The 14,407-nt window shown below is 70.3% G+C and carries 14 protein-coding genes; 6 read left to right on the forward strand and 8 right to left on the reverse strand.

The features are described 5' to 3' along the window. Positions 1–24 precede the first annotated feature (24 nt). From L1Z78_RS23880 to L1Z78_RS23895, 4 genes are read left to right on the forward strand one after another with little or no spacing between them, the layout of a single operon-like run. Entirely contained in the window at positions 25–1,401 is a 1,377-nt protein-coding gene (locus L1Z78_RS23880) for a DUF1254 domain-containing protein (RefSeq protein WP_234638818.1), read from the forward strand. Then, positions 1,398–2,753 carry a DUF1254 domain-containing protein gene (locus L1Z78_RS23885; RefSeq protein WP_234638819.1) on the forward strand — a complete coding sequence of 452 codons (1,356 nt, stop codon included), beginning with the start codon at positions 1,398–1,400 and terminating at the stop codon, positions 2,751–2,753. The genes L1Z78_RS23880 and L1Z78_RS23885 overlap by 4 nt, the downstream gene beginning before the upstream one ends. Continuing rightward, the gene (locus L1Z78_RS23890; protein WP_234638820.1) at positions 2,750–4,015 is read left to right on the forward strand and encodes an alkyl sulfatase dimerization domain-containing protein; all 1,266 of its coding nucleotides are present in this window, start codon (positions 2,750–2,752) and stop codon (positions 4,013–4,015) included. The genes L1Z78_RS23885 and L1Z78_RS23890 overlap by 4 nt, the downstream gene beginning before the upstream one ends. Positions 4,016–4,060: 45 nt before the next feature. Then, positions 4,061–5,041 carry a Bug family tripartite tricarboxylate transporter substrate binding protein gene (locus L1Z78_RS23895; RefSeq protein ID WP_234638821.1) on the forward strand — a complete coding sequence of 327 codons (981 nt, stop codon included), beginning with the start codon at positions 4,061–4,063 and terminating at the stop codon, positions 5,039–5,041. A 24-nt stretch (positions 5,042–5,065) separates the two neighbouring features. On the opposite strand, the gene L1Z78_RS23900 is transcribed toward L1Z78_RS23895, so the two are convergent. Both L1Z78_RS23900 and L1Z78_RS23905 read right to left on the reverse strand, forming a co-directional pair. Further along, positions 5,066–6,082, reverse strand: a complete 1,017-nt coding sequence (locus L1Z78_RS23900) for a Bug family tripartite tricarboxylate transporter substrate binding protein (protein ID WP_234638822.1) — start codon at positions 6,080–6,082, stop codon at positions 5,066–5,068. Positions 6,083–6,096: 14 nt separating this feature from the next. Further along, positions 6,097–7,266, reverse strand: coding sequence for a M20 family metallopeptidase (locus L1Z78_RS23905; RefSeq protein ID WP_234638823.1), 1,170 nt, complete (start codon positions 7,264–7,266; stop codon positions 6,097–6,099). Positions 7,267–7,342: 76 nt separating this feature from the next. Between L1Z78_RS23905 and L1Z78_RS23910 the strand changes: the two genes are divergently transcribed. Further along, positions 7,343–8,266, forward strand: a complete 924-nt coding sequence (locus L1Z78_RS23910) for a MurR/RpiR family transcriptional regulator (RefSeq protein ID WP_234638824.1) — start codon at positions 7,343–7,345, stop codon at positions 8,264–8,266. Positions 8,267–8,277: 11 nt separating this feature from the next. On the opposite strand, the gene L1Z78_RS23915 is transcribed toward L1Z78_RS23910, so the two are convergent. Genes L1Z78_RS23915 through L1Z78_RS23930 form a run of 4 tightly spaced genes read right to left on the reverse strand, consistent with a single transcriptional unit; the run spans position 8,278 to position 11,747 of the window. After that, on the reverse strand, positions 8,278–8,910 hold the full coding sequence (locus L1Z78_RS23915) for an isochorismatase family protein (RefSeq protein WP_418921649.1): 633 nt from the start codon (positions 8,908–8,910) through the stop codon (positions 8,278–8,280). Continuing rightward, positions 8,885–9,937 carry a 2,5-dihydroxypyridine 5,6-dioxygenase gene (locus L1Z78_RS23920; protein ID WP_234638826.1) on the reverse strand — a complete coding sequence of 351 codons (1,053 nt, stop codon included), beginning with the start codon at positions 9,935–9,937 and terminating at the stop codon, positions 8,885–8,887. Before L1Z78_RS23920 ends, L1Z78_RS23915 begins: the two co-directional genes overlap by 26 nt. Then, a complete protein-coding gene (locus L1Z78_RS23925; RefSeq protein ID WP_234638827.1) occupies positions 9,924–10,775 on the reverse strand; it encodes an alpha/beta fold hydrolase in 852 nt (283 codons plus the stop codon). The genes L1Z78_RS23920 and L1Z78_RS23925 overlap by 14 nt, the downstream gene beginning before the upstream one ends. A 9-nt stretch (positions 10,776–10,784) precedes the next feature. Continuing rightward, entirely contained in the window at positions 10,785–11,747 is a 963-nt protein-coding gene (locus L1Z78_RS23930) for an amidohydrolase family protein (protein ID WP_234638828.1), read from the reverse strand. Between the two features lie 117 nt (positions 11,748–11,864). Here L1Z78_RS23930 and L1Z78_RS23935 point away from each other — a divergent pair, with 117 nt between their 5' ends. Then, positions 11,865–12,368, forward strand: a complete 504-nt coding sequence (locus L1Z78_RS23935; protein ID WP_234642252.1) for a MarR family winged helix-turn-helix transcriptional regulator — start codon at positions 11,865–11,867, stop codon at positions 12,366–12,368. A gap of 217 nt (positions 12,369–12,585) precedes the next feature. On the opposite strand, the gene L1Z78_RS23940 is transcribed toward L1Z78_RS23935, so the two are convergent. Further along, positions 12,586–13,110 (reverse strand): aromatic-ring-hydroxylating dioxygenase subunit beta, encoded by a 525-nt coding sequence (locus L1Z78_RS23940; protein WP_418921650.1) that lies wholly within the window; start codon positions 13,108–13,110, stop codon positions 12,586–12,588. Positions 13,111–13,112: 2 nt separating this feature from the next. After that, positions 13,113–14,402: an aromatic ring-hydroxylating dioxygenase subunit alpha gene (locus tag L1Z78_RS23945; protein ID WP_234638830.1), complete on the reverse strand. Its 1,290-nt coding sequence runs from the start codon at positions 14,400–14,402 to the stop codon at positions 13,113–13,115. Between the last annotated feature and the right edge of the window lie 5 nt (positions 14,403–14,407).

Genomic DNA, 14,407 nt, shown 5'->3' on the forward strand with positions numbered 1-14,407 from the left:
GCTCTTCTTCGTCCCACCTTGACCATGACCACCACCGCCCCCTCCCTGCCCGAAGTCCGCCGCACCCTGGCACGCTCCATCGGCCTGGCCTCCTTCGTCTACGGCTATCCGCTGATCGAGACCTACCGCACCTGCCGCCTGCAGACCGACCCCGGCGCCGCGCGCCAGACCGGCCTGGGCCTGGACATGCGCGGCGACTTCGACACGCTGCACCACAGCCAGCGCCCCTCCACCCACGAGGACCGCGACGTGGTCACGCCCGCCAACGACCTGCTGTACTCCCTGGCCTGGATCCACCTGGCCGACGGTCCGCGCCTACTCACCGTGCCCTCCAGCGCCGCCCATCCGGGGCGCTATTTCGTGCTGGCCCTGTACGACGCCTACACCGAGAACTTCGAGAACCTGGGACCGCGCAACTGCGACCCCGCAGGCGAGACCGTGGTCCTGGTCGGCCCAGGCGGCTCGGTGCCCGAGCACCTGGCCGGACACCGCCTGGTGCACTGCCCCAGCCAACTGGTCTGGCTGATCGGACGCACCGTGGTGGGCGACGCGCCCGACTGGCCCGCGGCCCGCGCGCTGCAGGCCGACATCCACCTGGCGCGCGCGCCGGGCACGCCTGCGGGGGCGAGGCCCGCCGCCGTGGAAAACTGGGTGGGGCCACCCGTGGACGCGATGGCCGCCGCCTTCGAGAACCACGAACCCGCCACCGAGGTCGCACCCCGCTTTTTCGCCAACCTCTGCCATGCACTGGCCGAGGCGCCCGGCCGTCCCGAGGACCGGGGCCTGCTGGCCTGGTTCGGCCAGGCCGGCATCGTGGCCGATGCACACATGGCCTGGGACCAGCTGGAGGAGCCCGTGCGCCAGGGCCTGATCGAAGGCTTTGCCGACGGCGTGCTCACCGTCGCCGCCCAGGGCCGCCACCGTGCGCCCCGGCCCTGGAGCATGGCGACCGCCACCGGCCGCTACGGCAGCGAATACCTGGGCCGCGCGCGCACCGCCTACCTGGGCCTGGGCGCGCTGGCCACGGGCGAGGCCATCTATGCCGCCGCCCACCACGACGCCGACCACCAGCCGCTGGACGGCAACCGCCGCTATGTGCTGCGCTTCGCGGCCGACGACATGCCACCGGCCGACGCCTTCTGGTCGGTCACGCTCTATGACGCCGACCGCTTCCTCTACGGCAATGCCATCGCACGCCACTCCATCGGCGACCGCACGCCGGGACTGCGCCGCGAGGCCGATGGCAGCCTGCAGATCGACCTGGGCCACACGCCGCCCGCGCGCGACACCGCCAACTGGCTGCCCGCGCCGGCCGGGCGTTTCTACCTGATCCTGCGCATGTACCACCCGCGTGAAGGCGTGCGCGGCTGGTCCATTCCCCCGATCCAGGAGGCCGCATGAACACGCCGGCCGCCGCCGCGCGGGATGCCACCGCCTCCCTGGTGGCCCTGGCCGAGGAGGCCGTGGTCTACACCTACCCGCTGTACGAGATGGCCCGCATGCGCGCGGCCACCTCGCCCCGGCGGCAGGCCAACGGTGAGCCGGCGGGCGCCGCGCTGCGCTGGTGCAACCAGTTCGTGCATGCGCGCCAGCTGCTGCGCGCCGGCACCAGCCGCGTGGTCACGCCCAACAACGACACGCTCTACACCAATGCCTGGCTGGACCTGGGCGCCGGCCCCCTGGTCATCGACGTGCCGGATACGGCCGGGCGCTACTACGTGCTGGGCCTGCTGGATTTCTTCACCAACCCCTTCGCCCACATCGGCCAGCGGCTCACGGGCACGGCGGCGCGTTCCTTCCTGGTCACGCCGCCCGGCTGGCAGGGCAGGCCCCCCGCCCCCTTCGACACTCCCGGCGCCCATATCGCGGCGCCCACGCCCTGGCTGTGGGTGATAGGCCGCATCCTCGTGGACGGGCCCGACGACCTGCCCGCCGTGCACGCGCTGCAGGATGGCTTCAGCGTGCGCCCGCTGGCCGACTGGCAGGCCGGCGCCACGCCCTCGGCCCGCCGCTTCGACCCCGGCTGCGACCCGCAGGCACCCGCCACGGCGACCCACTATGCCGCCCAGGTCAATGCCGCGCTGCGCGGCAACCCGCCGCCCGGACACGAATCCGCCCGGGTGGCGCGCTTCGCCAAGCTGGGCCTGGGCAGCGCACTTGCGGCGCCCGATGCGGCGCAGTGCGCAGCCCTGCAACAGGCGCTGGACCAGGTCCTGCCCCGGCTGCGCGCCGCCCCGGCCGGCCGGCGCCTGGACTCCGGCTGGGACATGCCGCCGCGCGTCGAGGACGGCTTCGGCGACGACTACCTGGCACGCGCCCAGGTCGCGCTCAAGTACATCGGCATGCTGGACAGCCGCGAGGCCGTCTACCCCATGGCCTGGCACGATGCCCGGGGCCGGCCCCTGCATGGCAGCCGGCGCTACCGTCTGCGCTTCGCGCCCGGCGCGCTGCCGCCCGTCCAGGCCTTCTGGTCGCTGACCCTGTACGGCGCGCACGACTACATGCTGGTGGACAACCCGCTGGACCGCTACGCCATCGGCGACCGCACGCCGGGCCTGCGGCGCGATGCGGACGGCGGGCTGACCCTGCACATACGCCATGGCGCGCCAGCCGCAGAGGACGCGCGCGCCAACTGGCTGCCCGCGCCGCCGGACGGCTTTTACCTGTGCCTGCGTGCCTACGTGCCCGGGCCCGGACTGCAGGATGGCCGCCATGCGCTGCCGCCCCTCGAGGAAGACCAGGAGACCCCATGAACGCCAGAGACGACAAACCCTCGGACGAAAAACCCTTCCTGCTCGTGGGCACGGGCAGCGAGACCGTGGCCCCGGGCCTGCACATCCTGCGCGGCCAGGGACAGTCCTTCGTGGCCGAGACCGATGCCGGTCTGGTGGTCATCGATGCCGGCCCCGGCGGCCAGGTCACGCGCGACATGATCGCCAGCCTGCGCAGGATCAGCGACGCGCCCGTGCATGCGCTGTGCCACAGCCACGGCCACATCGGCTACAACGCCGGCATGCCGCTGTGGCTGGAGCATGCGGCATCGCGCGGCGATCCCGTGCCGCGCCTGATCGCCCACGCCCACCTGCCGCGCCGCCACGCGCGCTACCGCGAGACCGAGGCGCTGCAGCACCGCATGGCCGAGATCCAGTTCAACCGCTCTCCGGGCTTTTTCGCGCAGCGCCTGGCCATGCACGACCCCACCGAAACCTTCGACACCCGCCTGCAGATCGGCAGCGGCGAGCAGCGCGTCGAGCTGTTCTGGGCGCCCTCGGAGACCGATGACGCCATCGCCCTGTGGAGCCCTGCCCGGCGCGTGCTGTACGGCGGCCCGGCGCTGCTGGACTCCATCCCCAACATCGGCACGCCGTTTCGCACGCTGCGCGACACCGTGCGCTGGGCCGGCACGCTGGAGGCCATGGCCGCGCTGCGCCCACTCAAGGCGGTGCGCGAGTTCGGCCCCGTGATCGAGGGCGAGGAGGCCGTGCAACAGGTGCTGCTGCACACGGCGCGCGCGCTGCGCTGGCTGCGCGCCGAAGTCGTGCGCCTGATGAACGAGGGCATGAACGAGGCACAGATGCTGGCCGCCATGGTCTATCCCCCGGAACTGTTCGGCGTGGACTGGATGAAGCCCAGCTACGGCGACCCCAGCTACATCGCGCGCGACATCTACCGCTCGGAAAACGGTTGGTGGGACCGCAATCCGACCACGCTGCACCCGGCGTCGCCCGAGGCGGCCGGCGCCGCCATCGCGGCCGCCATCACCGACAAGGCCGGCCTGATCGCCAGCGCACAGGCCCTGGCCGATGCCGGCCAGTGGCAGCTGGCCCTGCATGTGATCGACGTGCTCGCCACGGCGGGCGGCGAGGCGCCCGAGATCGCCAGGGCCCGACAGCTCAAGGCCGCCTGGCTGCGCGAGCGCGCACGCGAGGTGGACAGCTATGTCTCGCGCAACCTCTACCGGGTCGGCGCGGACATGATCGAACAGGGCACGCAGGCGCGCTTCGGCATACGCTGACGGCACCGCGCCGCGCCGCAGAGACAAAGACAAGGAGACAAGCGCATGAAGACGATGCACAGGCCTGCCCTGCTGGCAGCCGCCCTGCTGGCCCTGGCCGGCCTGGCCCGGAGCCAGGACGCCGCCAGCTACCCCCAGCGCCCCGTCACGCTGGTCGTGCCCACGGCCGCGGCCGGCGGAACGGACACCATCGCACGCGTGTTCGCCGAGGGTCTGACGCGGCTGTTCAAGCAGCCCTTCGTGGTGGACAACCGGCCCGGCGCCAATGGCCTGGTCGGCGTGGAACTCGCCGCGCGCGGCGCACCGGACGGCTACCGGCTGCTGTTCACCTACACGGCCTCCATGGCCGTCAATCCCAGCCTGTACCGCAAGCTGCCCTACGACCCGGTCAGGGACTTCGCGCCCATCGCCCAGATCGGCCGCGCGGGCAACCTGCTGCTGGTCTCCCGGGACCTGCCGGTGCACACGCTCAAGGAATTCGTGGACTACGTGCGCGCGCGCCCCGGCCAGATCAGCTACTGCTCCTGGGGCCAGGGCTCGGGCGGCCACCTGACCATGGAATTCCTGAACAAGCAGGCCGGCCTGCAGATGCAGCACGTGCCCTACAAGGGCAGCAGCCCCTGCGTGCAGGGGCTGCTGGGCGGCCAGGTGCAGGCGGCCTTCGCCGATACCTCGTCCACGGTCGAGCTGGTGCGCGCGGGCCGGGTGCGCGCCCTGGCCCACAGCGGCGACAAGCGCATTCCTTCCCAGCCCGGGCTGCCCAGCCTGACCGAGGCCGGCTACCCGTTCCACAACTACTCCTGGTATGGCGTCTTCGCCCCCGCGAAAACGCCCCAGGCCATCGTGGACCGGCTCAACACGGCCATCAACCAGTTGCTTCAGGAACCGGCCACGGCCCGCAAGCTGGCCGAACTCAACCTGACCGACCTGCCACCAACCACCCCCGCGCAGTTCGCGCAAACGCTGCGCCAGGACCTTGCCGACTGGGGCCGGCTGGTGCGCGAGGTGGGCGTGCAGCTGGACTGAGGAGGAACCGAGGCAGACGGAGATTCACTCGGCCACGATGTTCGCCTTGCGCACCACCTCGCCGAAGCGCACCAGGCGCTCGGACATCATCTTCTCGAAGGCGGCGGGGGTCATGTCCTCGGGCACGAACACGCCGCGCTCCTTGAGGTTGGCCACCATGGCCGGCGCGGTGGCCGCCTGGCGGATGGCCTTGTGCAGCACCTGGACGATGGGCTCGGGCGTGCCGGCCGGCGCCGCCAGCCCGGTCCAGGAGCTGAGGTTCAGCTGCGGGTAGCCGACCTCGGCCATGGTGGGCACGTCGGGCAGCACGGCCAGGCGCTGCTCGGAGGCCACGGCCAGGGCACGCACCTTGCCCGACTGCACATGGGGCAGCATGAAGACCAGGTTGTCGAGGATGAACTGCACCTCGTTGCCGATGGCCGCCGTCACCAGCGGCGAACCGCCACGGTAGGGAATGTGCGTGGCGAAGATGCCCGTGGCGGCCTTGAGCATCTCCACGTTGAGCTGGCCCATGCTGCCGATGCCGGCGCTGCCGTAGTTGACCTGGCCGGGGCGCTTCTTCACATACTCGAGAAACTCCTGGAAGTTCCTGACGGGCAGGCTGGAATGCACCATCAGCGCATTCGGCTGGCGGCCCAGGATGGCGATGTTCTCGAAGTCCTTGATGGGGTCGTAGCCCACCTTGGGCTGGGTCAGCGGATTGGCCAGGTGGCTGCTCTGCGAGGACACGACCAGCGTGTAGCCGTCGGGCTTGGCGCGGGCCACGTACTGCGTGCCGACCGAGCCGCCGGCGCCCGGGCGGTTCTCGACCACGATGGGCACGCCCAGGATGCGCGACAGGGGCTCGGCGTACTGGCGGCCCATGATGTCCACCGAGCCGCCCGGCGGGAAGGGCACGACGAAGGTGATGGGGCGCGACGGGTATTTGTCGTCGGCCTGCGCGGCCAGCGGCGACATTGCGGCCATGCCGGCCAGTGCCAGGCCGGTGCCCAGCAGCTTGCGGCGGGTGGGCAGAGATGCGTTCACGGACAGGTTTTTCATGGGTATCAGCGGAATCAAGGATGGTCGAAGATGGCGAGGGCCACGGCCTGCGCGCGCGGCACGAAGGTGGCCAGCTCGCAGTACTCGCGCTCGGTATGCGGGTGGCCGCCCACGGGGCCGGTGGCGCACAGCGTGGGCACGCCCACCGAGGCCGTGAGGCCGCTGTCGGCCGCGCCACCCGTGAACTCGCCCTGCACGTCGAAGCCCACCGACTGCGCACCGCGCCGGTACAGCTGCAGCAGCGCATCGGGCGTGGGCGCCATGGGCAGGGTGCGGCGCACGGCCGTGACGCGGCCTTGGGTGCGGGGCACGGACTCCTCCTCGATGATGGCGCGGATGCGCTCCATCAACGCATCGGGATCGGTCTCGGCCGTGTAGCGCACGTCCAGCTCGGCCCTGGCATGTGGCGCCACCATGTTGGGCACGATGCCGCCTTGCAGCACGCCCACGTTGGTCGTGGTGCCCGTGGCGGGATCGGTCAGCGCATGCAGGGCCAGCAGCTTGCGCGCCATGGCTTCCAGCGCGCTGGCGCCGGCCGCATGGTTGATGCCCGCATGCGCGGCCACGCCCTGCACCTCGAACTCCACGGCCATCGAGCCCTTGCGGCTGGTCACCACGTTGCCGCTGACGCGGCCGGGCTCGGCGTTGAAGACGGCGCGCGCGCCGCGCACCTGGTCCATGATGGCCTGGCGCGTGGCGGGCGAGCCGATCTCCTCGTCGCAGGAGAAGAACAGCTTCAGCGGCGCGCCCAGCCCGCCGCAGCGCGCAAAGGCCTCGGCCACGAAGACGTTGAGCACCAGGCCGGACTTCATGTCGGCCACGCCGGGCCCGTGGGCGCGCCCGTCCTCGATGCGGAACGGCCGCTTCGCCACCGTGCCCGCAGGGTAGACGGTATCCATGTGCCCCATGAGGTAGATGGGCGCGCCTTCGGCAGCGCCGGGTACATCGGCATGCAGCAGCACGCCGTAGCCCGGCACGGGCTCGAAGCGAACGGGCACGCCCGCCGCCTCCAGCCGCTCGCGCAGCGCCTGGGCCACGGCGGTGACGCCGGCCTCGTCGCGGCTGCCACTGTCGATGTCCACGATCTTCTGCAACAGCTCTTGCATGGCTTGCTGCTGGCCGCCCAGCCATTCCAGCAGCCGTGCGCGCTGCTGCGCGCGGCTTTCTTCGAAGGTATCCTGCACGGTTGAAATCTCCAGATGCATGCACCGTTGCATGCCTGGCTCTATTTTGCAATATTCATTTCACAAAAGGAAATCAATGAATTCAGCATTGCAGAACTCCGTGCCATTGCTGCCACAGCGCCTGGCCCGGCAGGGCGGCTTGCTGACGGCCAGCGAACAGGGGCTGGCCCAGACCCTGGGCCGCGAATATCCCCATGTCCTGCTCGAATCGGCCACGTCGCTGGCAACGCGCACGGGCACCAGCGCCTCCACCGTGGTGCGGCTGTTCGCCAAGCTGGGCTATGCCAGCTATGCCGAGGCCCAGCGCGAGGCGCGAGGCGAGGTCACCTCCCTGCTGCAGACAGCCTCCCAGCGCGCGCCCGTGACCCTGGGCACGCAGCGCAGCCTGATCGAATGCGTGGACGACGCGCTGCTGCACGACCAGCACAACATCCAGGCCACGCGCGAGGGCCTGGACAGCGCCGCCTTCGAGGCCATGGCCAGGCGGCTGGCCGAGGACGGACCGGGGCGCATCTTTGTGCTCGCCCAGATCAACAGCGCCCCCGTGTCCGCCTGGCTGGCCCTGCACCTGAACATGTGCCGCCCCGGCGTGCAGGAGCTGGACGTGGGCGCGGTATCGCCCATAGACCAGCTGCTGTGGGTGGGCCCGCAGGACATCCTGCTGGCCTTCAGCGTCAGCCTCTACGCGCGCGGCACTACGGAGCTGGCGCGGCGCTTCAAGGAGGCTGGCGGTCAGGTGCTGGCCCTCACCGACAGCCCCACGGCGCCGCTGGTGCCGCTGGCCAGCCACTGGCTGCAGGTGCACACGGCCAATGCCTCGCCGTTCCACTCCTACACGGCGGCCTTCTTCCTGTGCAACGCCCTGGTCTCGGCCGTGGCCCAGTTGCGCCACGCCAGCGTGTCCGAAGTACTGGCACGGCGCGATGCGCTGTGGCGGCAGTTCGACGACCAGTTGATCCGGCCCGCGCCACGCACTGCGGGGCGCAAGCGCAAAGCCTAGCCTGGCCTGGCCTAGGCCAGCAGCTCCAGCGCCCGGTCCCGGTCCAGCACCGTGGCGTATTTCTGCGCCATGTCGAAGAGACTGGCCTCGTGCGGCCCCAGGGCCCGGTCGCCCACGCAGTCGCCGACCACCACGGGCCGCAATCCCCAGGACATGGCATCGACCACGCTGGCACGCACGCAGCCGCTGGTCACCGCCCCCGCGACCAGCAGGGTCTGCACGCCGCGCTGGGCCAGCCAAGGCGCCAGCGCGGTGCCGAAGAAGGCCGAGGGCACGGTCTTGCGCACCACCAGCTCGCCCGCGGCCGGGGCAAGTTCCGGGACGATGGCGCTGTCCGGCGCATGCTCCCTGAGCCCCAGCAGGCCCGGCACCTTGAGCGAGAAGATGTTGTGGTCGGCGCCGTCATCCGCATAGACGATGCGGCTGTGCGCCACCGCCCAGCGCCGCTGGCGCGCGGCCGCGAGCAGGGGCACGGTGCGGGCGATGGCCGCGCGGATGTTGCCGCCGCCGAAGACGGCCGGGTCGGCGAAGCCGTTGACGAAATCGACGATCAGCAGGCCCACCGGGCCGTGCAGGGGCAGCGGGGCGCCGAAGCCCTGCTGTTCGTAGGTGGCGATCTCAGCGTGCATGGGGGTGTCCTCCATCCAGTACCCGGCCTTCCCGTACGACCTCCTCGCCATCCAGGCGCACCGTGCAGTTGCGCAGCGGAATGTCGATGTGGCAGGCCGTGGTGCGTTGCCCCCCGGCCTCGTTGTTGGGGCCCAGCGAGAACAGGAAATTGCCCTCGAAGGCGCGGGCGTCCATGCCGATGGTCGCCTCGCGGTCGTACAGGCCCAGGGTGGACCAGCGCGCGCGCGGCTGCAGGCCCCAGCCGATGTGGGAGATGGCGAAGGCCTCGGGGTCGTCGAAGGCCGCCATGTAGTCGCGCAGCATGGCAGCATCGACGCCGCCTTCGATGCGCGTGGCGTAGCCTTTGTCCGCCGTCAGCACGATGCGGCTGCCGGCATACCGCTTTTGCGGCAGCAGGATGTCGCCCTCGTCGATCACGATGGTGCCGCTGGCCCCGCCCTCGTCGGGAAAGGTCAGCGCAAAGCCGCTGGGCCAGTGGTCCCAGCGGCCGGGCTCGTCCACGAAGCCGTACTCGGCGATCACCGGGAACTGGCCCAGCGGGCAGCGCAGGTCGGTGCCCGCGGCCGAGGCCACGTGCATGCGCCGCGCCTTGCGGATGCGCTCGGCGGCAGCCTGCACGCGCGCGCGGTCGGACTCGGTGGGCACCAGGCGGCACAGCACCTCGGGCGGCTCCACGGCCAGCAGGATCTTGGTGCCGCCGGCCAGGATCGCGTGCTGCTCGGGGGAGAACAGCAGGGTCATCAGGTCCAGCACCAGGTCGCTGGCCTGGAGCGCCGCGATCGCAGGGGCATTGCCGGTCAGCGCCGTGGTGCCCAGGTAGGCCAGGCTGTCGCGGCTGTGGGCCTTTTCGCCATTGACCGGCGGCAGGTCCAGCCGGTTGACGATGGCGCCCAGGTCCTGGGCCGCGACCAGGGCGCAGGCCAGCGTCTGGGGATGGGTGGACGCGCTGGTCAGCACGGTCACGGACTGGCCGCGCTCCAGCCGGGAGAGCGCCAGCACCTGCCTGAAGGCGCTGATCAACTGGTGGTCACTGACGGGCATGGTCCTTCCTTTCGGGCATGGGGGTCAGGGGGGTGCCCAGGAAGTCGCCGAAGGCCGCGTAGAAGCCCTCTTCGTCATCCCAGGGGATCATGTGGCCGGCGCCCGGCACCCGCACGGTGCGCAGGCCGGGCAGCAGGCGCTGCATCTCCTCGATGTCCACATCCGCTATCACGCCGCCCCGGCCCGCGGCCATGAGCAGGGTGGGCACGGTCACATGGGGCAGGTCGGCATGCATGTCGTCCGCTTGGAAGCCCTCGAAGCTGGCCCTGACGGCGCGCTCGTCGCAGGTGTGCAGCCATTGCGCGCGCAGGCGCAGATGCGCCTCGGACCAGGTCGGGCAGAACGGGCGCATCTGTCCGACCGAGATGCCTTGCCGGGCCAGGCGCATGGAGTCGATGTACCAGGACAGTTGCGAGGGATAGGGCCTGCGCCCCGGCCCGGACACGGGCGGATCGACGAGCACCAGCCTGGCCAGCCCCGACGGATGGCGCCGTGCCACGCGCACGCCGATGCGCGCCCCCATGGAATGGCCCACCAGGCGGTAGTCCGCCAGGCCCAGCGCGGCGGCGAAGGCCGCCACATCGGCGGCGCAGGCGTCGAGCCCGTAGTCCAGCGTGTCGCCGGCCTGTGACAGGCCCCGGCCGCGCACATCCAGGACATAGGTGTCGCAGTGCCGGCCCAGGCGCTCGGCGACGAAGCCCCAGGTCGCCGCCGGGCTGGTGATGCCGGGCACGATGACCACGGCCGGTCCCTGTCCGCCGTAGCGCAGGTAGTGCTGGCGTATGCCGTTGGCGTGGATGTGGGCGCCGTACAGATGGGAGCTTGCAATGGTGCGCATGGCGGGCTTTCAGAGTTTGAAGAGGCGCTCGGCATTGCCGTGGCATACCAGCGCGCGCGTGGCCTCGTCCAGCGGCGCGCTCTCGATGAAGGCCGCCGCGACCTCGGTGGATTCGTAGGGATAGTCCACGGAGAACATCACGGCCTCGGCGCCCATCTCGGCAATGGCGCCGGCCAGGGCCGCATGCGAGCAGACGCCGGAGGTGGTGATGAGGATGTTGCTGCCGATGTATTCGGAAGGCCGGCGCTGCAGCTGCACGCCGAAGGGATAGGCGGCGAACCGGCTGTCCAGGCGCCAGCGCTGGAACGGCAGGCCCTCGCCCATGTGGCCCAGCACGATCCTGAGGCCGGGAAAGCGGTCGAAGACGCCGCCGAAAAGCAGGCGCAGCGCATGCGATGCCGTCTCCACGCCCCAGCCCCAGGCGGCGCCCTGGATCTCGGGGTGGCCCGCCAGGGTCTGGGGGATGCAGGGGAAATCGATGGGGTGCAGGTACAGCGGCACCTCCAGCGCCTGCAGGCGTTCCCAGACCACGTCACAGGCCGGGTCGTCGTAGTAGGCGCCCTGGGTGTGGCCATTGACCAGCGCGCCCTTGAAGCCCAGCTGGGTGACGGCGCGCTCCAGCTCCGTGGCGGCCGCCTTGGGGTCCTGCATGGCCAGCGCGGCAAAGCCCGCGAAGCGCGTGGGGTGGCGGGCGATCCGCGAGGCCAGGTAGTCGTTGTTCTGCGCTGCGCTGCGTATCGCGGTGGCGCGGTCGGGTTCGCCCTGCACGCCCGGCCCGGTCTGGGACAGGATGGTCAGGGCGATGCCGGCACGGTCCATCTCCTGCAGCCGCAGGCTGTCGATGTCGGCCAGGCGGCGCCCCAGTTCCTCGGCCGTCTCGGGGGCGATGAATTGCAGGAAGGCTTTCGAATAGCGCTCGAAGCCCGGTGCCATGAAGTGCTCTTCGAAGGCGATTTTGCGGGTCTGGTTCATCGGTTGTCTCCGGCAGGGATGAGGGAGGGAAAGAGCGGGCCATCGCTACAATCTTCAGCACACTTACAAACGAGAGGTCGCAACGTGAAAGTGAAACAGCAGCCCGCAAACGCACCCGTGCAAGCCCCCGGCGGCACGCCGGAGACGGCCGGCGAGGTGGACCCGGCCAAGGAACTGCTGTGGGCCCGCCCGGGCTTTCTGATCCGCCGCCTGCACCAGATCCACGTGGCCATGTTCCTGGAGGAGTTCAAGTCGCAGAACATCACGCCCGTGCAGTACGGGCTGATGTCGGCCGTCTCGGCCCTGCCCGACCTGGACCAGACCGCGCTGGGCCAGGAAGTGGGCCTGGACCGCACGACCACGGCCGACGTGGTCAAGCGCCTGGAAGAACGCGGCCTGCTGGAGCGCCGCCCCAACCCCGCCGACAAGCGCACGCGCCATGTGCGGCTGACCGCGCTGGGCCAGCAGACCGTGGCCGCGCTGCATGGCGACATGCAGCGCGCGCAGGAGCGCCTGCTGGAGCCGCTGCGACCCGCCGAGCGCGGCATGCTGATGGACCTGATGCGGCGCCTGGTCGAGGCCAACAACCAGTTCAGTCGGACGGTGCTGAGAACGTATTGAAAGGCTCCCCCTGAGCCGCTGCGCGGCTTCCCCCTCTCTACCCGCTTCGCGGGGGAGGGGGGCGTACGGGCAGCCGGCGACACCATCGCTGCGGGGCGGCCCTTGCTCGGTGTCCCTGAGTTGGGTCGCGCCAGTTTCGGACGCTGCGGCTCTTGCTGTGCGTCGCTGGCTTTGGGTCGCGCCGGCTGCTGGGCGCTCAGCTTTCGCAATGCATTCATCACAGCGGATACACCAGGTCGTTGGCGATGATGGTGGTGTCGTAGATCGCCTGGCGCTCGCGCAGCAGCAGGCGGCCGTCCTGGCGTGTGAAGCGGTCGTGGAAGCTGCCGGCCAGGTGGAGGGTGCTGGGGCCTTCCACCAGGGTCTGCAGCAGCAGGAAGTGGGCCTGGGCCGCGATTTCGCCATCGGGCGTTTCGTCGATGACGCGGGTGTTGGTGACCAGGTGCAGGTGGTAGCGGGGCGCGAACATCTGGGTGCGCGCGATGGCGACGGCGCGGTCGTGCATCATGGCGCGGCCCTGGGCGTAGACCAGGCCCACGGGCAGGCCCAGCTCGGCGTTTTCGCGGGCCGTGATGCGGTAGATGGCGTCCTCGGTGAAGAACATCGGCCATTGCTCCACGAGGCCGGCGTCCAGCACGGCACAGTATTCGCTGTTGAACCACTCGATTTCTCGCACCAGGGCCAGCGCGCGTTCCGGGGGGATGGCGCAGGGGCGGTACAGGCATTGGGTGGGCATGGCCATGCTCAGAACCCCATCACGCCGCGGTAGTAGCGGTACATGCCGCGGATGGCGGCCTCGGAGATCAGCGAGTCGGAGCTGCCGACGCGGTCGGCGTCGAGCTGGATCACGTTCAGGCCGGTGCTGGAGCGGCGCACGCCTTCCTGCACGAACTTCATGGCCTCGTTGTCCTCCAGCCCCAGAAAGCCTGCCGGGCCCATCAGATTGCCCTGGCGCAGGCGATGCTGGGTCATTGCCTCGGTGTCGTCCTCGTAGCCGAACATGGTCCACTGCATGAGCATGCTGTGGGGGCCGTTGGGCACGATCTGGCGCACGCCCAGGGTGTTCATCTCGCGCTGCACGACGAGGTTGGGCCAGATGGTCTGCATGGTCACGGACCACGGGGAGTCGCACTCCCTGACGAACTCCAGGAAGCGCTCGTCGCGCAGCTGCATGCCTTCGTGGAAGGAGCGCATCTCCTTCTTGTTCTCGCTGCTGACCTGGGCGTACTTGTCCTCGGACTTGGCCGAGGCCATGGTGCCGTGCCGGCCATGCACGGGGTCGGCGATCATGGCCGATTTGTTGCCCGCGACCAGCAGGCCGAAGACGACGAGGAAGGAATGCAGCAAGGTCGCGTGGTACGGGTCCTTGAGGTTCTCGTGGTACATCTTCCAGTTGCAGGGCAGCTCGTTCTTGTAGTAGCCGAGGATCTTGAGCTTCTTGCCGTTGAAGACCATGTCGAAGTCTTCGAGGATCTCGGGCGTCAGGTAGTCCTGCAGCGGTTCCACGTCGTCCGCGTAGCTGGCGAAGACCACGCCATGGCGCGTGGCGACATGCAGCCGCCTGAGGCCGTGCGCCGCGTTGTCGAACCCCTTGGGCATGCCGCCGGCCTTGTTCACGCCGCGCTTGAACGGCACGCCCTGCAGGTGGCCCTTCAGGTCGTAGGACCACTGGTGGTAGGGGCAGACGAACTCCCGGGTGTTGCCCAGGCTGTGGCGGCAGAACTCCGCGCCCCGGTGGGCACAGCGGTTCTCGAAGACGTGGACGCTGCCGTCCTCGGCGCGCGAGACCACCACGGGCGTGTCGCCGACGTAGGAGCGCTTGAAGTCGCCGGGCTCGGGGATCTCGGCCTCCAGCGCCACATAGCTCCAGGAGCGGCCCCGGAAGATCTGCTCCATCTCGCGGGCATAGACGGCCTCGCTGGTGTAGACCCAGTCGGGGATGAAGTGCAGCGCGTCTTCGGGCCAGACGCACTGGTCCAGCGGCAGTTCCTTGGACTGCGCCGTTCGGTTGAGCAAGGCGTGGGTGCTGTGCATGGGAA

Origin of the sequence: Delftia tsuruhatensis, from assembly GCF_903815225.1 — a bacterium.
GTDB classification, from domain to species: domain Bacteria; phylum Pseudomonadota; class Gammaproteobacteria; order Burkholderiales; family Burkholderiaceae_C; genus Comamonas; species Comamonas tsuruhatensis_A.